Origin of the sequence: Mycobacterium seoulense (assembly GCF_010731595.1) — a bacterium.
Classification (GTDB): Bacteria; Actinomycetota; Actinomycetes; order Mycobacteriales; family Mycobacteriaceae; genus Mycobacterium; species Mycobacterium seoulense.
In genome coordinates this window covers 1,539,871-1,558,325 of sequence record NZ_AP022582.1, presented here as the reverse complement: position 1 = coordinate 1,558,325, position 18,455 = coordinate 1,539,871, and the positions used below count along the sequence as shown (strand labels likewise).

Genomic DNA, 18,455 nt, shown 5'->3' with positions numbered 1-18,455 from the left:
CGGGTACTCCGGAGGACACGAGGGGGCACAGCGACAGCGATGAGATTTCTCGACGGGCATCGGCCCGGCTACGACCTGACCTACAACGACGTCTTCGTCATGCCGAACCGGTCGGAGGTCGCGTCGCGCTTCGATGTCGACCTGTCCACCAACGACGGGTCGGGCACCACGATCCCGGTGGTGGTCGCCAACATGACGGCGGTGGCCGGACGGCGGATGGCCGAGACGGTCGCTCGGCGGGGCGGTCTGGTCATCCTGCCGCAGGACATCCCGATCACCGCGGTGCAGCAGACGGTGGAGTTCGTCAAGACCCGTGATCTGGTGCTCGACACCCCGGTCGTGCTGGCGCCCGACGACTCGGTGTCGGATGCCACCGCGCTGATCCACAAACGCGCGCACGGGGTCGCCGTCGTCGTCTTCGAGGGCCGCCCGATGGGCTTGGTGAGCGAATCGAGCTGCCTGGGCGTGGACCGCTTCACCCGGGTGCGCGACGTGGCCATCACCGATTTCGTCACGGCCCCGGTCGGCACCGAGCCACGCAAGGTCTTCGACCTGCTCGAGCATGCCCCGATCGGGGTCGCGGTGGTGACGAACGCAGACGGGACGCTGGCGGGTGTGCTGACCCGCACCGGTGCCGTCAGGACGGGCCTCTATACCCCGGCGGTCGACGCCGGCGGCCGGCTGCGGGTGGGCGCGGCCGTCGGCATCAACGGCGACGTGGGGGCCAAGGCGCGCTCGCTGGCCGAGGTGGGCGTCGACGTGCTCGTCGTCGACACCGCACACGGGCACCAGGTCAAGACGCTCGACGCGATCCGCACGGTCGCATCCCTCGAACTGGGGGTGCCGCTGGTGGCGGGCAACGTCGTCTCGGCCGAAGGCACCCGCGATCTGCTCGGCGCGGGGGCGAACATCGTCAAGGTCGGCGTCGGGCCGGGGGCGATGTGCACCACCCGGATGATGACCGCCGTGGGCCGGCCCCAATTCTCTGCCGTAGTCGAATGCGCTTCGGCGGCAAGGCAATTGGGTGGGCACGTCTGGGCCGACGGAGGCGTCCGCCATCCGCGGGACGTGGCGCTGGCGCTGGTCGCCGGGGCGTCCAACGTGATGATCGGGTCGTGGTTCGCCGGAACCTACGAATCGCCCGGGGACCTGATGCGCGACCGCGAAGACCAGCCCTACAAGGAGAGCTACGGCATGGCCTCTAAACGGGCGGTGGTCGCCCGCAGCGCCGCCGACACCGCGTTCGACCGCGCCCGCAAAGCACTGTTCGAGGAAGGCATCTCAACGTCGCGCATGGGGCTGGACCCCGACCGCGGGGGCGTCGAGGATCTGATCGACCACATCACCTCGGGCGTGCGGAGCACGTGCACGTACGTCGGGGCCGGCAACCTGACGGAGTTGTACGAGCGGGCCGTCGTCGGGGTGCAGTCGGCCGCCGGCTTCGCCGAAGGCCATCCCCTGCCGCTGGGTTGGTGACGCCGGGTCACCATCCCGGTCACGCCCCGGCGGTGGGGCGTTCCAGCGCGTACAGCGACATGCGCCGGTTCGTCGTGTCGTACTCGCCGAGGAACGCGCATCCGACCTCCTCGCACACCCGGCGCGCCGGGGTGTTGCGGTGATCGGGATCGAACATGATGCGGCGGCAGCGCGGCTCGACGGAGAAAACGCTGGCGACGATCCGCGGCAACAGCATCGGGCCCAGTCCCCGGTGCACCAGGGCCGGGTCGGCGATGGCGGCGTGCAGCCCCAAGTCATACGGCTGGGCATCGTAGTGCTCCGAAATAAGATCCTTTGCGCCCCAATATAATTCGAGGTACGCAACATCCCTGCCGCGGACGCTGCCCACCAGCGGCAGCGAGTACGTTCCGTCGAGTTGCGCACCCAGGTGGCGCTCCCATTGGGGCGTCGGCCAGTCGTATTCCCAGGCCGCCGCCAGGTGCGGAAGGTTCATCCATTCCGACACCATGCCCGCGTCGCCGCGCTGCGCGACGCGCAGCGCGAACGGCGGATCCAGCGCGGGAAGCGGGGGTCGGGCCATGCGTGCGATCTCGTCGGTGAGGTCGCGGCGCTCGCGGGGCAGGACGTGGGCTGATCGGGTTTCGGGCGGGGCTTCGGACGCCATAATGCGGCAGCTTAGCTTGGTAAGGTTAGGCAACCCATACTCGGGTTCCCTCATAAGGGGCGCTCGCGGCTTCCCGGAAATGGTGGTCGACCGTGGGCGGGGGCGATCCGGCTACCATAAATCAGCAACGACGGAGGCGACCGCGTCCGCACCGGCTCCAGGCAGCGAAGGGATCGACGTGCCGCAGGCACCCATGCAGGCCATGGGCTTTCGGGCGCGGCGGTCGCCGGACGAATCGCCCGATGCGGAGCCTCCCCCGGCCTATCGCAAGGGCCATCGGCCGGCGGGCGGCGGCGATCGATGAACGTCACCGCCACCACTGTCACCGTGATCAGCGTCGTGGCCATCGCCGTGCTCATCTTCGGCAACGCGGTCTTCGTCGCCGCCGAGTTCTCGCTCACGACGCTGGACCGCAGCGCGGTGGAGGCCAACGCCCGCGGCGGCGGACGGCGTGACCGCGCGATCAGGCGCGCGCACCACAAGCTGTCGTTTCAGCTGTCCGGCGCCCAATTGGGCATCTCGGCAACCACATTGGCGGCGGGTTACCTGACCGATCCGATGCTGGCCAACCTGCCACACCCCTGGTTCGACGCGATGGGGATTTCGGACCGGGCGGCCGACGCGATCATGGCGTTCGTGGCGCTGGTCATCGTCACCTCGGTGTCGATGGTGTTCGGCGAGCTGGTCCCGAAATACCTGGCCGTGGCGCGGCCGCTGTCCACCGCGCGGGCCGTGGTGGGCGTCCAGCTGCTGTTCTCGCTGCTCTTCACCCCGGCGATCCGGCTCACCAACGGTGCCGCCAACTGGATCGTGCGCCAGCTGGGCATCGAGCCGGCCGAGGAGCTGCGATCGGCGCGCTCGCCGCAGGAACTGATGTCACTGGTGCGTTCCTCGGCGCGCAGCGGCTCCCTGGACGCGGCCACCGCGTCGCTGGTGCGGCGCTCGCTGCAATTCGGCGCACTGACCGCCGAGGAACTGATGACGCCCCGGTCCAAGATCGTGGCGCTGCAGACCGACGACACGGTTGCCGACCTGGTGGCCGCGGCCGCCGAGTCCGGGTACTCCCGATTCCCGATCGTCGACGGCGACCTCGACGAAACCGTCGGCATCGTGCACGTCAAACAGGTGCTGGCCATTCCGGCGGCCGAGCGGGCACGCACACCGCTGACCACGGTGGCGCAGCCCGTCCCGGTGGTGCCGTCGACGCTGGACGGCGACGCCGTCATGGCCGAGATCCGCGCCAACAGCCTGCAGACCGCGATGGTCGTCGACGAGTACGGCGGCACCGCCGGCATGGTGACCGTCGAGGACCTGATCGAAGAGATCGTCGGCGACGTCCGCGACGAACACGACGACGCCACCCCGGACGTGGTGGCGGCCGGAACCGGCTGGCGGGTCTCGGGCCTGTTGCGCATCGACGAGGTGGCCACCGCCACCGGCTTCCGCGCCCCGGAAGGTCCCTACGAGACCATCGGCGGGCTGGCGCTGCGCGAATTCGGCCATATCCCGGTGGCCGGCGAGACGGTGAAGCTGCCGGCCTTGGACGCCGACGGGCTGCTGGACACCTCGCTGCGCTGGCAGGCGACCGTGATCAGGATGGACGGCCGCCGCATCGACCTGCTGGAGTTGACCGAGCTGCATGGTCGCAGCGAGGGCCCGGCGGCAGGGGGGCCCCGATGAGCGACCCGATGGGCGTGTTCCTGGCGATCCTGCTGATCGGCGTGAACGCCTTCTTCGTCGGGGCGGAATTCTCGCTGATCTCGGCCCGGCGTGACCGCCTCGAAGCGCTGGCCGAACAGGGCAAGGCCCGCGCGGTCACCGTCATGCGCGCCGGAGAGCAGCTGCCGGCCATGCTCGCCGGGGCCCAGCTCGGAGTCACGGCCGCCTCGCTGCTGCTCGGGCGGATCGGCGAGTCGGCGGTCTCCAGCCTGCTGCGCACGGCGCTGGGGCTCACGGGCATTCCCCCGGCGCTGCTGCACACGTTGTCGTTCGCGATCGCGCTGGCGATCGTGGTGACGCTGCACGTGCTGCTCGGCGAGATGGTGCCCAAGAACATCGCGCTGGCCGGTCCCGAGCGCACGGCGATGCTGTTGGTGCCGCCCTACCTGGCCTATGTGCGCGCCGCGCGGCCGTTCATCGTGTTCTACAACAAGTGCGCCAGCGTGGTGGTGCGCGCGCTGGGCGTGGAACCCAAGGAAGAGCTCGAGATCACCGTCTCCCCCATCGAGCTGAGCGAGATGATCGCCGAGTCGGTGTCCCAGGGGCTGCTGGACCGCGAGGAACACACCAGGCTGACCCGGGCGCTGCAGATCGGCACCCGGGTGGTCGGCGACGTGGCGGTCCCGCTCCCCGAGGTGCACGCGGTGCCCGTGGCCGCCGCGGGCAGCGGCCCGACCGTCGGCGCCGTCGAGCAAGCCCTGGCCCAGACCGGCTACTCGCGGTTTCCGGTGGCCAACGTCAACGGCGACTTCATCGGCTACCTGCACATCAAGGACATGCTGACCCTCGGCGACGACCCCGACACAGTGATCGACCTCGCGATGGTGCGCCCCCTTCCCCGGCTGCCCAGGTCGCTGCCCCTGGCCGACGCGTTGTCCCGGATGCGCCGCAGTAACAGCCATCTGGCGCTGGTCACCGACGCCGGCGGCGACGTGGTCGCGATGGTGGCGATGGAAGACCTGGTCGAGGACCTCGTCGGGACGATGCGCGACGCGTAGGAGGACTGGTCCCCGGGTCGGTCGGCGGGGAGCCCGTATGATTTCAACGGTTACCAGTCAAGAAAGTGCTGGAGGGCGCAGGATCGCCGGCGCGTTGATGCGTTGCTGGGATTTGATCCCCGGGCTCGCCGCAGCGGCATGGTTTTCAGCTGTCAGCGCGGTCTGACCTGGTGTGGTAGGTCGGGCGAATACGCTCACCGGGCTGCTGCTCGGTACGCTGAAGGCATTGCCGCTCCGAGCCAATGGCGGCTTGAAGAGGCTTCATTATGGAGGAGAAACATGACTGATCGCGTGTCGGCGGGGAACCTGCGCGTCGCCCGAGTGCTCTACGACTTCGTGAACAACGAGGCCCTGCCCGGCACCGACATCGACCCCGACAGCTTCTGGGCGGGAGTGGACAAAGTCGTCACCGACCTCACCCCGAAGAACAGCGACCTGCTGAACCGCCGCGATGAGCTGCAGGCCCAGATCGACAAGTGGCACCGGCAACGCGTGATCGAGCCGTTCGACGTCGACGCGTACCGGCAGTTCATCACCGAAATCGGTTATCTGCTGCCCGAACCCGAGGACTTCACGATCACGACCTCGGGTGTCGACGACGAGATCACCACCACCGCGGGCCCGCAGCTGGTGGTCCCGGTGCTCAACGCCCGGTTCGCGCTGAACGCGGCGAACGCGCGCTGGGGGTCGCTGTACGACGCCCTGTACGGCACCGATGTCATCCCCGAGAGCGACGGCGCCGAAAAGGGCACCAGCTACAACAAGGTTCGCGGCGACAAGGTCATCGCCTACGCGCGCAACTTCCTCGACGAGGCGGTGCCGCTGGAAGCCGGCTCCTGGGCCGGCGCGACGGGACTGTCCGTCGAAGACGGCCAGCTGAAGGTCGCGACCGCCGACGGCGCCGTCGGGCTGGCCAGCCCGGAGAAGTTCGCCGGTTACACCGGCGAACTCGGCTCCCCCGACTGGTCGGTGCTCCTGGTCAACCACGGCCTGCACATCGAGATCCTCGTCGACCCCGAGTCGCCCGTCGGCAAGACCGACCGCGCCGGCATCAAGGACGTGGTCCTCGAATCGGCCGTGACCACGATCATGGACTTCGAGGACTCCGTGGCCGCCGTCGACGCCGACGACAAGGTGCTGGGCTACCGCAACTGGCTCGGGCTGAACAAGGGCGACCTGTCCGAAGAGGTCGCCAAGGACGGCAAGACCTTCACCCGGGTGCTCAACCAGGACCGCACCTACACCACGCCCGACGGTGAGGGCCAGCTGACCCTGCCGGGTCGCAGCCTGCTGTTCGTCCGCAACGTCGGGCATCTGATGACCAACGACGCCATCGTCGACGCGGACGGCAACGAGGTGTTCGAGGGCATCATGGACGCGCTGTTCACCGGCCTGACCGCGATCCACGGGCTCAGGACGGGTGAGGTGAACGGGCCGCTGGTCAACAGCCGCACCGGGTCCATCTACATCGTCAAGCCCAAGATGCACGGCCCCGACGAGGTCGCGTTCACCTGCGAGCTGTTCAGCCGCGTCGAGGACGTCCTGGGCCTGCCGCAGGCCACCCTCAAGGTCGGCATCATGGACGAGGAGCGGCGCACCACCGTCAACCTCAAGGCGTGCATCAAGGCCGCGGCCGACCGCGTCGTGTTCATCAACACCGGCTTCCTGGACCGCACCGGCGACGAGATCCACACGTCGATGGAGGCCGGCCCGATGATCCGCAAGGGCGCGATGAAGAACACCACGTGGATCAAGGCCTACGAGGACGCCAACGTCGACATCGGCCTGGCCGCCGGCTTCAAGGGCAAGGCGCAGATCGGCAAGGGCATGTGGGCGATGACCGAGCTGATGGCCGACATGGTCGAGCAGAAGATCGGCCAGCCCAAGGCGGGCGCGACCACCGCGTGGGTGCCCTCCCCGACGGCGGCAACCCTGCACGCGATGCACTACCACTACGTCGACGTCGGCGCCGTGCAGGACGAGCTGGCGGGCGAGAAGCGCACCAACATCGACCAGCTGCTGACCATCCCGCTGGCCAAGGAACTGGCCTGGGCTCCCGAGGAGATCCGTGAGGAGGTCGACAACAACTGCCAGTCGATCCTCGGCTACGTGGTGCGCTGGGTCGCCCAGGGCGTCGGCTGCTCGAAGGTGCCCGACATTCACGACGTGGCGCTGATGGAAGACCGTGCCACGCTGCGGATCTCGAGCCAGTTGCTGGCCAATTGGCTGCGCCACGGCGTGATCACCGAGGAGGACGTCCGGGCCAGCCTGGAGCGGATGGCGCCGCTGGTGGACGCGCAGAACGCCAAGGATGCGGCCTACCTGCCGATGGCGCCCAACTTCGACGACAGCCTGGCGTTCCTGGCCGCCCAGGACCTGATCCTGACCGGCACGCAGCAGCCCAACGGCTACACCGAGCCGATCCTGCATCGCCGCCGTCGCGAAGCCAAGGCCCGCGCGGCGCAATCAAATTGAGTTCGTGCCTTAATCGGGCTCGCCACGCATCGAGCCCGCTGGTGACTAAGATCAGCGGCGGGTTGACAACAAGTCGGACGGATCAACGGAAAGGCGACGGGCACCGCTATGGGTAGGCACAGTTTGCCCGACCCTGAGGACTCCGCCGACGAGCCGTACCAACGCGGCGAGCCGGACGACCGTCACCCCGTCACCGACGACTACCCGGACGAGGGTCACTACCCGCCCGACGAGGACTTCTCGGCGGACGACTACTCCGCCGGGGAAGACCTCTACGCCGAGGACGCGTTCGAAGACGGCACCGCCGACGAGTACCCGGAGTTCCCGCCGCGGCAGCCGGGGCCGGCGGCGTCCGAGCCGCCGGCCTCCTCGCCGTCGCTGTTCAGCCGCGGCCACCGCGGACTCGGCGATTGGCGCGGCGGTCATCGCAGCGAGGGCGGGCGCCGCGGAGTCAGCATCGGCGTGATCGTGGCCCTGGTCGCGGTCATCGTGGTGGTGGGCACCGTGATCCTGTGGAGCTTCTTCGGTGACGCGCTGTCCAACCGCTCGCACAAGGCCGCCGGGCGCTGCGTGGGCGGCAAGGAGACGGTCGCCGTCATCGCCGACCCGTCGATCGCCGACGTGGTGCGGCAGTCCGCGGAAAGCTACAACTCCTCGGCCGGCCCCGTCGGCGACCACTGCATGGAGGTAAGCGTCAAACCGGCGGGCTCGGACGCCGTCCTGAACGGTTTCATCGGCAAGTGGCCCGCCGAGCTCGGTGGGCAGCCGGCGTTGTGGATCCCGGGCAGCTCGGTCTCGGCCGCGCGGCTCGCCGGGGCCACGGCGCAGAAGACGATCACCGACAGCCGCTCGCTGGTGACGTCGCCGGTGGTACTGGCCGTCCGGCCGGAACTCGCGTCAGCCCTGGGCAGCCAGAACTGGGCGGCGCTGCCCGGCCTGCAGACCAACCCCAGCGGGTTGGCCGGCCTGAACCTGCCGGCGTGGGGGTCGCTGCGGCTGGCCGTGCCGACGAACGGCAACGGCGACGCGGCGTTCCTGGCCGGGGAAGCGGTGGCCGCGGGCACGGTGCCCCCCGGCGCGCCCGCGACGCAGGGCACCGGCGCGGTGCGCACCTTGCTGAGCGCCCAACCCAAACTGGCCGACAACTCGCTGACGGAGGCGATGAACGCGCTGCTCAAGCCCGGCGACCCGGCGACCGCGCCGGTGCACGCGGTGATCACCACCGAGCAGCAGCTGTTCCAGCGCGGGCAGTCGCTGCCAGACGCCAAGGGCGCGCTCGCTTCCTGGCTGCCGCAGGGACCCGTGCCGGTCGCCGACTACCCCACGGTGCTGCTGAGCGGCTCGTGGCTGACGCAGGAGCAGACCTCGGCGGCCAGCGAGTTCGCCCGCTTCATGCGCAAGCCCGACCAACTCGCCAAGCTGGCCAAGGCCGGCTTCCGGGTCAACGGCGTCACGCCGCCGAGCAGCCCGGTCACCACGTTCCCGGCGCTGCCGCCGGCGTTGTCCGTGGGTGACGATGCGATGCGCGCCACGCTTGCCGAGGCGATGGCGGCCCCGTCGAGCGGACTGGCGGCGACCATCATGCTCGACCAGTCGATGCCCGGCCAGGAAGGTGGGAAGTCCCGGCTGGCGAACGTGATCGCGGCACTTCAGGACAAGATCAAGGCGTTGCCGCCCACCGCCGTGGTGGGGTTGTGGACGTTCGACGGCCATGAGGGACGGTCCGAGGTGGCCGGTGGGCCGCTCGGCGACCCCGTCAACGGCCAGCCGCGTTCGGCGGCGCTGACGGCGGCGTTGGACAAGCAGTACTCGTCGGCCGGCGGGGCCGTGTCGTTCACCACCCTGCGGATGATCTACCAAGACGTGCAGGCGAATTACCGCGCGGGGCAGACCAACTCGATTCTGGTCGTCACGGCGGGCCCGCATACCGACCAGAGCCTGGACGGCCCCGGGTTGCAGGATTTCATCCGCAAGAGCGCCGACCCGGCCAAACCGATCGCGGTGAACGTCATCGACTTCGGCGGCGACCCGGACCGGGCTACGTGGGAAGCCGTGGCCCAGCTCAGCGGCGGTGGCTACCAGAGCCTTGCCACGTCGGCGTCCCCCGACCTCGCCGCGGCGATCAACGCCTTTCTGAGCTGAGGTCCGGCTACGCTCGCGTAAGAGCGGCAACGCCAACGTCGCGGCGGGGTCTTCACGGGCGGGACGCCACGTTGGCGCTACGCTCGATCGAGGTTGATTCCACGGCCGGCGCTATGGGGAGCGTGCGAAGGTTCGGAGCCGAGCGCCCTCCTGTCCGTCGGGAGGGTGCCCCGATGACGCGTGGGGCCGTGAAGACGGCCGGGGTGGCGCTGCGAAAGGATGATCCACGACAGCAATGACGAATCTGATTACTGGGCAGGCGCTTCCGAACGTCGTCGTCACGGGGATGGCGATGACCACCGCATTGGCCACGGATGCGGAGACCACCTGGAAGTTGTTGCTCGACTGCCAAAGCGGAATCCGTGAGCTCGACGACCCGTTCGTTGAGGAGTTCGACCTGCCGGTCCGCATCGGCGGGCACCTGTTGGAGGAATTCGACAGCGAGCTGAATCCGGCCGAGCTGCGCCGGACGGGCTACCTGGCGAGAATGTCCGCGGTCGTCAACCGGCGGGCGTGGGAGAACGCCGGCGCCCCCGAGGTCGACCACAATCGCCTGCTGGTGTCCATCGGCACCGGATTCGGTTCCGGCGAGGAGCTGGTGTTCACCCGCGACACCCTGCGCGCCCGCGGCGTCAAGGCCGTCTCGCCGCTGGCTGTCAGCAAGTACATGCCCGACGCCGCCGCTCAGGCGGTGGGGCTGGAACGGCACGCCAGGGCCGGCGTGATGACACCGGTGTCAGCGTGCGCGTCGGGCTCGGAGGCGATCGCCCGCGCCTGGCAGGCGATCGTTTTCGGTGAGGCCGACGTCGCGATCTGCGGGGGCGTCGAGACCAGGATCGAGGCGGTGCCCATCGCCGCCTTCGCGAACATGCGGATCGTGATGTCGACGAACAACGCGAATCCGGCCGGCGCCTGTCGCCCGTTCGACAAGGACCGCGACGGTTTCGTGTTCGGCGAGGCCGGCGCCCTGATGGTGCTCGAGACCGAGGAACACGCCAAGGCGCGCGGGGCGCGCATCCTGGCCCGGCTGATGGGGGCCGGCGTGACCTCCGACGGCTACCACATGGTGGCGCCGGACCCGAGCGGGAATCGCGCCGGGCACGCGATGACGCGCGCCATCCAGCTCGCCGGGCTCACCCCTGACGACATCGACCACGTCAACGCCCACGCCACCGGAACGCAGATCGGTGACCTGGCCGAGGGCAAGGCCATCAACAACGCGCTGGGCAGCAACAAGCCGGCGGTGTACGCACCCAAATCCGCGCTCGGGCACTCGGTCGGCGCGGTCGGCGCGGTGGAGTCGATACTGACCGTGCTGGCGCTGCGCGACCAGGTCGTTCCGCCGACGTTGAATCTGGAAAACCTGGACCCCCAGATCGATTTGGACGTGGTGGCGGGGAAGCCGCGGCCCGGCAACTACCAGTACGCCATCAACAATTCGTTCGGGTTCGGTGGCCACAACGTCGCCCTGGCGTTCGGCAGGTACTGAAAAAGCACGAGATCGGTGTTGTCACCGTCGGCGCCTAGCATCGCGAGCGCTAGCGAAGGAGCGCCATGACCATCGATTTCACCCCCGACCCCAAGCTCTATCCGTTCGAGTCGCGCTGGTTCGACAGTTCCCAGGGGCGCGTGCACTACATCGACGAAGGCCCCGCCGGTTTCACAGGGCCGCCGCTGCTGCTGTGCCACGGCAACCCGACGTGGAGCTTCCTGTATCGCAACATCGTCATCGCGCTGCGTGACAGGTTCCGCTGCGTCGCACCGGATTATCTGGGGTTCGGGCTTTCCGATCGACCCGCGGGGTTCGGGTACAAGGTCGACGAGCACGCCCGGGTGGTCGGCGAGTTGGTCGACCACCTCGGCCTGGACGACTTCGTGACGATGGGCCAGGACTGGGGTGGCCCCGTCAGCATGGCGGTCGCGGTGGAGCGTGCCGACCGGGTGCGCGGCGTCATCCTCGGCAACACCTGGTTCTGGCCCACCGACGAATTCACGACGAAGATGTTCAGCCGGGTGATGTCCAGTCCGCCGCTGCAATACGCGATCCTGCACCGCAACTTCTTCGTCGAACGCCTGATCCCGGCGGGCACCGAACACCGCCCAAGCGACGCGGTGATGCAGCATTACCGCGCGGTGCAGCCCAGCCCCGACGCCCGCAGAGGCGTCGCGGAGATGCCCAAGCAGATCCTGGCCGCCGCCCCGCTACTGGCGCGACTCGCCCGGGAGGTACCGGCCAAGCTGGGTGCCAAACCCGCCCTGTTCGTCTGGGGGATGAAGGATTTCGCGTTCCGCCCCGGCCCCACCCTTCCGCGCATGCGCGCCGCGTTTCCCGACCATGTCCTGGTCGAATTGCCCACGGCCAAGCACTTCATCCAGGAGGACGCCCCGGATCAAATCGCGGCGGCCATCATCGAGCGTTTCGGCTGACCCGCGTCGCGGGCCACGCGGATTCAGGCGAAGGCGTCCACCGGCGGGCACGAGCAGACCAGGTTGCGGTCGCCGTAGGCGCCGTCGATGCGCCGCACCGGCGGCCACACCTTCGGCCGGAAGTTCTTGCCCAGCGGATACGCGGCCTCTTCGCGCGTGTACGGGTGCTGCCAGTCGGCGACCAGCAGGCACTCGGCGGTGTGCGGCGCGCCGCGCAGGGGATTGTCGTCCACGGGCCACTCCCCCGACCCGACCCGGTCGATCTCACCGCGAATGGCGATCATGGCCTCGCAGAAGGCGTCGACCTCGGTCAGGGTCTCGCTCTCGGTGGGCTCCACCATCAGCGTGCCGGCCACCGGAAAGCTCATCGTGGGAGCGTGAAAGCCGTAGTCGGCCAAGCGCTTTGCGACATCGTCGACGGTCACTCCGGTGGACTTGGTGATCGGCCGCAGATCCAGGATGCATTCGTGGGCGACCATGCCGTTCTCTCCGGTGTAGAGCACCGGGAAGTACTCGTCGAGCCGGCGGGCGATGTAGTTGGCCGACGCGATCGCGGTGAGCGACGCCGCCCGCAGCCCGTCGGCGCCCATCATCCTGATGTAGGCCCAGCTGATCGGCAGGATCGAGGCGGAGCCGTAGGGCGCCGACGACACCGGGTGTCCCTGGGGCAGCTCGGGGGCGTGCGGGTGTCCCGGCAGGAACGGGGCCAGATGCTCGCGCACCGCCACGGGCCCCACTCCCGGTCCCCCGCCGCCGTGCGGGATGCAGAACGTCTTGTGCAGGTTCAGGTGGCTGACGTCGCCGCCGAACTTCCCCGGCCGGGCCAGGCCCACCAGCGCGTTGAGGTTGGCGCCGTCGACGTACACCTGGCCGCCGGCATCGTGCACGGCCGCGCAGATCTCGGCGATGTCGTGCTCGTAGACGCCGTGGGTGGACGGGTAGGTGATCATCAGCGTCGACAACCGGTCGCCGTGCTCGGTGACCTTGGCGCGCAGGTCATCCAGGTCGACGTCACCGTTGTCGTGGCAGGCGACCACGACCACCCGCATGCCGGCCAGCGCCGCCGACGCGGCGTTGGTGCCGTGCGCGCTGGACGGGATCAGGCAGATGTCGCGGTGCGGCTCGCCCCGGCCGGCGTGGTAGTCGTGGATGGCCAGCAGGCCGGCGTATTCGCCCTGCGAGCCGGCGTTGGGCTGCAGCGAGACGGCGTCGTAGCCGGTGATGTGCACCAGCCAGGTCTCCAGGTCACTGATGAGCCGGCGCAGGCCCGGGGTGTCCGACGCCGGGGCGAACGGATGCTGGCGGGCGAACTCCGGCCAGGTGATCGGTTCCATTTCGGCGGCCGCGTTGAGTTTCATCGTGCACGAGCCGAGCGGAATCATGCTGCGGTCCAAGGCGATATCCTTGTCCGCCAGGGTGCGCAGGTAGCGCATCATCGCCGTTTCGGTGCGGTACTGCGTGAACGCGGGATGGGTCAGGAACTCCGAGGTGCGGGTCGCGATGTCCGCACCGGCCGGCTTGCCGGCCGACGACGCTCGAGCCACGCCGAAGGCCTCCAGGACGGCCGCGACGTGGGCGTCGGTGGTGGCTTCGTCGCATGCCACCGAGACGTGGTCGGCGTCGACGCGCCACACGTTGACGCCCTTCGCCTTGGCGGCTGCCACCACCTCGTCGGCGCGTCCGGGCACGCGAGCCAGCACGGTGTCGAAGAACTCCTCGTGCACCAGCGCGTCGCCCAGCGCGGCGGCGAGGGTCTCGGCGTGGGCGTGCACGCGGCGGGCGATCCCGGTCAGTCCGTCGGCGCCGTGATAGCTGGCGTACATGGCGGCCATCACCGCCAACAGCACCTGCGCGGTGCAGATGTTGCTGGTCGCCTTGTCCCGGCGGATGTGCTGCTCGCGGGTCTGCAGCGCCAGCCGGTAGGCCGGGGAACCGTCGGCGTCCATCGAGACGCCGACCAGCCGGCCCGGCAGCTGCCGGGCATGATTGGAGTGCACCGAGAGGTATCCGGCGTGCGGGCCGCCGAATCCCATTGGCACACCGAATCGTTGGGTGGTCCCGAACGCGACGTCGGCGCCGATGTCGCCGGGCGGAGTGAGCAGGGTGCACGCCAGCAGGTCGGCGCCGACGGCGACCAGCGCGCCCCGGTCGTGGGCCTGCTTCACCAGGGGCGCCCAGTCGGTGATCCGGCCGCTGGCGCCCGGCAGCTGGGCGACGACGCCGAAGAACTCACCGTCGGGAAGGCCGTCCCGCAGGTCGGCGGTGACGATCTCGATGCCCAGCGGCCGCGCCCGCGTGGCCAGCACGGCAGCCGTCTGGGCGAAGAGGTCCGCGTCGACGGCGAGGCGGTTCGACGCGCCGCGCGTCGCGCGGTGCATCAGCGTCATGGCCTCGGCGGCCGCGGTGCCCTCGTCGAGCATCGAAGCGTTGGCGACTTCCAGTCCGGTCAGGTCGGCGACCATCGTCTGGAAATTCAGCAGTGCCTCCAGCCGGCCCTGGCTGATCTCGGGCTGGTACGGCGTGTAGGCCGTGTACCAGGCGGGGTTCTCCAGCACGTTGCGCACCAGCACGGGCGGGGTGAGCGTGTCGTAGTAGCCCTGCCCGATCATCGAGACCGCCACCGTGTTGGCCTCGGCCAGCGCCCGCAGCTCGGTCAGCGCCTCCGCCTCGGTGGCGGCCGGCGGCAGCTCGTCCAGACCCGGTGCCACGCCGCTGCCGGTGAGCCTGTCGAGGATGCCCGCGGGGACGGCCTTGGCGGCCAGTTCGTCCAGCGAATCGACTCCGATGACGGCCAGCATCGCCGCGACGGCCTGGTCGTCCGGTCCGATGTGGCGGGCTGCGAAAGTTGCTTGATCGGGCACTGGCGAAACTCCTGGTGGCGTCGACAAAGGTGCAGAAGGAAGGGACTACCGCCCTCTCCCTCTGTCTTCACCCGTTCGCCGGGCGCCTGAGAGATTCGGCGCCCGTTGGTGTCTGAGCGCCTTTCCCCATCGGCGGGCGCCGACCGCTAGGGGTCGGCACCGCTTTCCAGAGGCATCGTTAACTCGCGCGGTCCGGGTGCCTGAGAGGTTAGCGGAGAGGTGTTGCTCCTTCGGCGTCCGTGGCTGGCCGCCACGGAACTCTCCCGCACGAGTGCGATGCGTGACCCAGTTTACCCGGCCGGGCCGCGCCGGTCCGCTTAACCGATCTTGCGGTCGCGGTGCTTGCGCCGGGAGGCCAGCTCGTCTTCCGGGGCGGCGATCGACTCGCCCCCGTCGGCCCGCTCGCCGGGGAAGTCGGCGATGACCCCGGTCAGCTCGCGCATGGCGCCGGACACCGCGATGCCGAAGACGCCCTGCCCGCCCTGGAGCAGGTCGACGACCTCTTCGGCCGACGTGCATTCATAAACCGTGGTGCCGTCGGAGAACAACGTGATGTTGGCCAGGTCCTGCACGCCGCGCTGGCGCAGATGATCGACCGCGACCCTGATGTTGTGCAGCGAGATCCCGGTGTCGAGCAGCCGCTTGACGATCTTGAGGACCAGGATGTCCTTGAACGAGTAGAGCCGCTGGCTGCCCGAGCCCGCCGCGCTGCGGATCGACGGCACCACCAGCGACGTGCGCGCCCAGTAATCCAGCTGACGGTAGGTGATACCGGCGATCTGGCAGGCGCTCGGGCCGCGGTACCCGACGAGTTCGTCGGGCACGGAGTCGTCGGGGAACAGCCCGGGCTGCACGGGCGCTTCCGGCGCGGTGGTCGCGTGGTCAGCTAGGTCCAGCTGTTCTTGGCGTGGCTGCTCGCCCACGGTGCTTCCTCTCGCCGATCGCGCTTTCGTTTCCAGCTGCGTCACTGGCTGCGTCGCAGCCACGTTTGCTCGGGCCCGAGTGCTTGAGAGCTTACGCTGTTCGATAGCTACCGCGCCCTTAAGTCGTGATCAAAGTATGGCCGCCGCCGGGCTAACTGGGCGCGCTATCCGCCAGGCGTGTCGACATCCCACCGCCAGTTGAGACGGATCCGTGATGTCGACGCCCAGGTTAGTACGCGTCCCGGGCGCCCCGCGAAGCCAGTAGGACGCCGCCCGACGGGCCCGCAACCGCCCGCAAAACCGACTAGGTGGCCTTGAAATCGTCGGGAGACACGCTGTCGAGAAATTCCTTGAACTTCTCCACCTCGTCCTCGCGGACGGTGGTGCCCCCCTCTTCGTCGGTCTCGTCGGGGATCAGCAGGCCGGCCTGGGCCAGCACGGCCTCCTCGACGTAGATGGGAACGCCCACCCGCAGCGCTATGGCGACCGAATCCGAGGGTCGCGCCGACACAGTGATATTGCGGTCGAAGACCAGGTCGGCGTAGAAGGTGCCCTCTTGCAGGTCGACGATCCGCACCTCTTTCAGCGAATGGCCAAGCGCGGCAATGACATCCCTGATCAGGTCGTGTGTGAGCGGGCGGGGCGGCTCGACCCCCTGCTGCTCGAGCGCGATGGCGGCAGCCTCCGATTGACCGATCCAGATCGGCAGGTATCGGTCACCGTCGGTCTCGCGCAGTAACAGGACCGGCTGGTTCTGCGGCTGCTCCACGCGAATGCCGACAACACGAACTTCGCCCATTTGTGTCTGCCCTCCGCATGTGCTGCCGTGTCGGTTCTTGGCGCAACGACGACGCCGAATTCTCGCTCTGCCGCCGAAAACCAAGCTATCGACGAAGTCTAGTCCTCAGCGATGCAGAACGTCGCGAACGGCGGATTTGATCAACGACGTGTGCAAGGTGATGGCAAGGGCCGCCACCTCACGGGCCAAGTCGTCGGCGCGATCGCGGGCGCCGGCCTTGTCGGCTTTGACTACCGGCCCGGCGATTTGGGCGATCAGGTCCGATTGCCGGTCCGCCGCCGAGCGGAAAGCGCGCAGATGCCGCGGCTCCACGCCATAGTCCGACAGCGCCCGCGCGCATTGCAGGATGACGACGGCGTGCTCGTCGAAGAAGCCGCCCGGGCCGGTGGTGATCACCCCCGCCTTCAACAGCGCCGTCAACAGGTCGCCGTCCACCCCGGAGCGCTCCAGCAGATCTTCGCGGCTCAACCGGATGCTCGACGGGGCCACCGCGGCCGTATCGGATCCGGCGCCGGGGCCCGGTTCGGCCTCCCCCACCCCCGCCACCGACACCAGGCGCGGCGCGGCGTAGGGCGAGCCGAAGGGCGGTAGCTCCCCGTCGGGTTGGGCGTCCAATTGCGCCCGGATGACCTTGAGCGGCAGGTAATGATCGCGCTGCGCGGTCAGGATGAAGCGCAACCGGGCGCAGTCGTATGCGGTGAATCTCCGATAGCCGGACGCGGCGCGCTGTGGCGTGACCAGTCCCTCGGCCTCCAAGAAGCGAATCTTGGAGATCGTGACGTCGGGAAAGTCCGGCCGCAACAGTTCCAGGACCGTCCCGATCGACATCCCGGCCAGTGCCGGGCTATCGGGTGCGCTCACTAGCCTCCGGATCCTCCATCCTCACCCTGCTTGGGCCCGGTCAAAAACACCAAGCGGAACTTGCCGATCTGCACCTCGTCGCCGTTGGCGAGCACCGCCGAGTCGACGGGCTCCCGGTTGACGTAGGTCCCGTTAAGGCTACCGACATCGACCACGCTGAATTCGTTGTTTTCCAACCTGAATTCGGCGTGGCGGCGGCTGACGGTGACGTCGTCGAGGAAGATGTCGCTGTCGGGATGCCGACCGGCCGACGTGATGGGCTGGTCGAGCAAGAAGCGCGACCCGGCGTTCGGTCCCCGCTTGACGACCAACAGCGCCGAGCCCGCCGGGAGGCCTTCCACCCCGGATACCGCACTCTCGGTGCCCGCCTGCGCGGGGGCGTCGAGCTCATTGAGGAAGTCGGCACGGAAGACCGAGGTCGTCTCCACCGTGACTTCGTCAGAGGTCTGGTCGTTGTCCATGTCCGTCACGCGCTGCTCCTCACTGGCCGCTGTGGCGTTGTCTGACCGGGCCGCTCGGCCGGCTGCTCGCTGGGTTTCTCCGCCCGGTACTGCCGATTACCGAGACCGGTGCCTTCAAGTGTCGATGTGTCGACGGTACCGCGCATAGGTCTGCAATGTGCCCCCCACCCGACGATCGCAAGACCGAGTGCCCGCCTTCCCCCCGCCGGCCTGCCGCGCCGCTCGCGTCGCCGCGCGGGGCTGGCAGGCACATTAGCAATCGTCATTCGGTCAGTGTTCCGCGGTAGGCCTCGGCGTCGAGCAACGACGAAATGGCCGACTCCAACGCGGCGACGTCCGACACCTGGACGTCCAGCAACCACCCGGCCCCGTACGGGTCGGAGTTGACCAGCTGCGGACTGCCCTCCAGGTCGGCGTTGACCGCGGACACCGTGCCCGACACCGGCGCGTACAGGTCCGAGACCGATTTCGTCGACTCGACCTCTCCGAACGATTCACCCGCGGTCAGTTCGGTGCCCACCTCGGGCAGCTGAACAAAGACGACGTCACCCAGTGCCGACTGGGCGAAGTCGGTGATTCCGACCCGCGCAGTGTCCTCACCGCTGCGGCGAACCCACTCGTGTTCGGCGGTGTAGTGCAGGTCCGGTGGGATATCGCTCACGAGTAG

14 protein-coding genes and 2 riboswitches are annotated in these 18,455 nt (G+C 69.0%); of the genes, 7 read left to right on the top strand and 7 right to left on the bottom strand.

What is annotated here, in order from left to right:
* Window positions 1-39: 39 nt before the first annotated feature.
* Window positions 40-1,476: a GuaB1 family IMP dehydrogenase-related protein gene (locus tag G6N37_RS07010; RefSeq protein ID WP_163677850.1), complete on the top strand. Its 1,437-nt coding sequence runs from the start codon at window positions 40-42 to the stop codon at window positions 1,474-1,476.
* A 19-nt stretch (window positions 1,477-1,495) separates the two neighbouring features.
* On the opposite strand, the gene G6N37_RS07005 is transcribed toward G6N37_RS07010, so the two are convergent.
* Window positions 1,496-2,122 (bottom strand): GNAT family N-acetyltransferase, encoded by a 627-nt coding sequence (locus tag G6N37_RS07005; RefSeq protein ID WP_163677848.1) that lies wholly within the window; start codon window positions 2,120-2,122, stop codon window positions 1,496-1,498.
* Between the two features lie 300 nt (window positions 2,123-2,422).
* On the opposite strand from G6N37_RS07005, the gene G6N37_RS07000 reads away from it, so the two are divergent.
* The 6 genes from G6N37_RS07000 (at window position 2,423) to G6N37_RS06975 (ending at window position 11,883) form a co-directional block, all read left to right on the top strand.
* Window positions 2,423-3,802, top strand: a complete 1,380-nt coding sequence (locus G6N37_RS07000) for a hemolysin family protein (RefSeq protein ID WP_163677846.1) — start codon at window positions 2,423-2,425, stop codon at window positions 3,800-3,802.
* Complete coding sequence (locus G6N37_RS06995) at window positions 3,799-4,839, top strand: hemolysin family protein (protein ID WP_163677844.1); 1,041 nt, start codon at window positions 3,799-3,801, stop codon at window positions 4,837-4,839. Before G6N37_RS07000 ends, G6N37_RS06995 begins: the two co-directional genes overlap by 4 nt.
* Before the next feature lie 279 nt (window positions 4,840-5,118).
* On the top strand, window positions 5,119-7,314 hold the full coding sequence (locus G6N37_RS06990) for a malate synthase G (protein WP_163677842.1): 2,196 nt from the start codon (window positions 5,119-5,121) through the stop codon (window positions 7,312-7,314).
* Window positions 7,315-7,422: 108 nt separating this feature from the next.
* Window positions 7,423-9,456, top strand: coding sequence for a substrate-binding domain-containing protein (locus G6N37_RS06985; RefSeq protein ID WP_163677840.1), 2,034 nt, complete (start codon window positions 7,423-7,425; stop codon window positions 9,454-9,456).
* A 235-nt stretch (window positions 9,457-9,691) separates the two neighbouring features.
* Complete coding sequence (kasB, locus tag G6N37_RS06980) at window positions 9,692-10,945, top strand: 3-oxoacyl-ACP synthase KasB (RefSeq protein ID WP_163677838.1); 1,254 nt, start codon at window positions 9,692-9,694, stop codon at window positions 10,943-10,945.
* Between the two features lie 65 nt (window positions 10,946-11,010).
* Entirely contained in the window at window positions 11,011-11,883 is an 873-nt protein-coding gene (locus G6N37_RS06975) for a haloalkane dehalogenase (protein WP_163677836.1), read from the top strand.
* 23 nt (window positions 11,884-11,906) lie between these two features.
* Here G6N37_RS06975 and gcvP read toward each other — a convergent pair whose 3' ends face one another.
* The 6 genes from gcvP to gcvH form a co-directional block, all read right to left on the bottom strand.
* Window positions 11,907-14,744 carry an aminomethyl-transferring glycine dehydrogenase gene (gene gcvP, locus G6N37_RS06970; RefSeq protein ID WP_163677834.1) on the bottom strand — a complete coding sequence of 946 codons (2,838 nt, stop codon included), beginning with the start codon at window positions 14,742-14,744 and terminating at the stop codon, window positions 11,907-11,909.
* A 51-nt stretch (window positions 14,745-14,795) separates the two neighbouring features.
* Window positions 14,796-14,920, bottom strand: a riboswitch (glycine riboswitch).
* Window positions 14,921-14,922: 2 nt separating this feature from the next.
* A riboswitch (glycine riboswitch) is annotated at window positions 14,923-15,020 on the bottom strand.
* Window positions 15,021-15,061: 41 nt separating this feature from the next.
* Window positions 15,062-15,667 (bottom strand): MerR family transcriptional regulator, encoded by a 606-nt coding sequence (locus tag G6N37_RS06965; protein WP_179961883.1) that lies wholly within the window; start codon window positions 15,665-15,667, stop codon window positions 15,062-15,064.
* A 304-nt stretch (window positions 15,668-15,971) separates the two neighbouring features.
* Complete coding sequence (locus G6N37_RS06960) at window positions 15,972-16,466, bottom strand: bifunctional nuclease family protein (RefSeq protein WP_083174345.1); 495 nt, start codon at window positions 16,464-16,466, stop codon at window positions 15,972-15,974.
* Between the two features lie 105 nt (window positions 16,467-16,571).
* Window positions 16,572-17,327 carry a transcriptional regulator FtsR gene (gene ftsR, locus G6N37_RS06955; protein WP_163677830.1) on the bottom strand — a complete coding sequence of 252 codons (756 nt, stop codon included), beginning with the start codon at window positions 17,325-17,327 and terminating at the stop codon, window positions 16,572-16,574.
* Entirely contained in the window at window positions 17,327-17,788 is a 462-nt protein-coding gene (gene garA, locus G6N37_RS06950; RefSeq protein WP_276042445.1) for a glycogen accumulation regulator GarA, read from the bottom strand. The genes ftsR and garA overlap by 1 nt, the downstream gene beginning before the upstream one ends.
* 262 nt (window positions 17,789-18,050) lie before the next feature.
* Complete coding sequence (gene gcvH, locus G6N37_RS06945; protein WP_163677828.1) at window positions 18,051-18,449, bottom strand: glycine cleavage system protein GcvH; 399 nt, start codon at window positions 18,447-18,449, stop codon at window positions 18,051-18,053.
* Between the last annotated feature and the right edge of the window lie 6 nt (window positions 18,450-18,455).

Bases quoted from the DNA above. Each gene is read 5' to 3' on its own strand.
- G6N37_RS07010 (WP_163677850.1), top strand. From the start codon at position 40: ATGAGATTTCTCGACGGGCATCGGCCCGGCTACGACCTGACCTACAAC.
- G6N37_RS07005 (WP_163677848.1), bottom strand. From the start codon at position 2,122: ATGGCGTCCGAAGCCCCGCCCGAAACCCGATCAGCCCACGTCCTGCCC.
- G6N37_RS07000 (WP_163677846.1), top strand. From the start codon at position 2,423: ATGAACGTCACCGCCACCACTGTCACCGTGATCAGCGTCGTGGCCATC.
- G6N37_RS06995 (WP_163677844.1), top strand. From the start codon at position 3,799: ATGAGCGACCCGATGGGCGTGTTCCTGGCGATCCTGCTGATCGGCGTG.
- G6N37_RS06990 (WP_163677842.1), top strand. From the start codon at position 5,119: ATGACTGATCGCGTGTCGGCGGGGAACCTGCGCGTCGCCCGAGTGCTC.
- G6N37_RS06985 (WP_163677840.1), top strand. From the start codon at position 7,423: ATGGGTAGGCACAGTTTGCCCGACCCTGAGGACTCCGCCGACGAGCCG.
- kasB (WP_163677838.1), top strand. From the start codon at position 9,692: ATGACGAATCTGATTACTGGGCAGGCGCTTCCGAACGTCGTCGTCACG.
- G6N37_RS06975 (WP_163677836.1), top strand. From the start codon at position 11,011: ATGACCATCGATTTCACCCCCGACCCCAAGCTCTATCCGTTCGAGTCG.
- G6N37_RS06960 (WP_083174345.1), bottom strand. From the start codon at position 16,466: ATGGGCGAAGTTCGTGTTGTCGGCATTCGCGTGGAGCAGCCGCAGAAC.
- garA (WP_276042445.1), bottom strand. From the start codon at position 17,788: ATGGACAACGACCAGACCTCTGACGAAGTCACGGTGGAGACGACCTCG.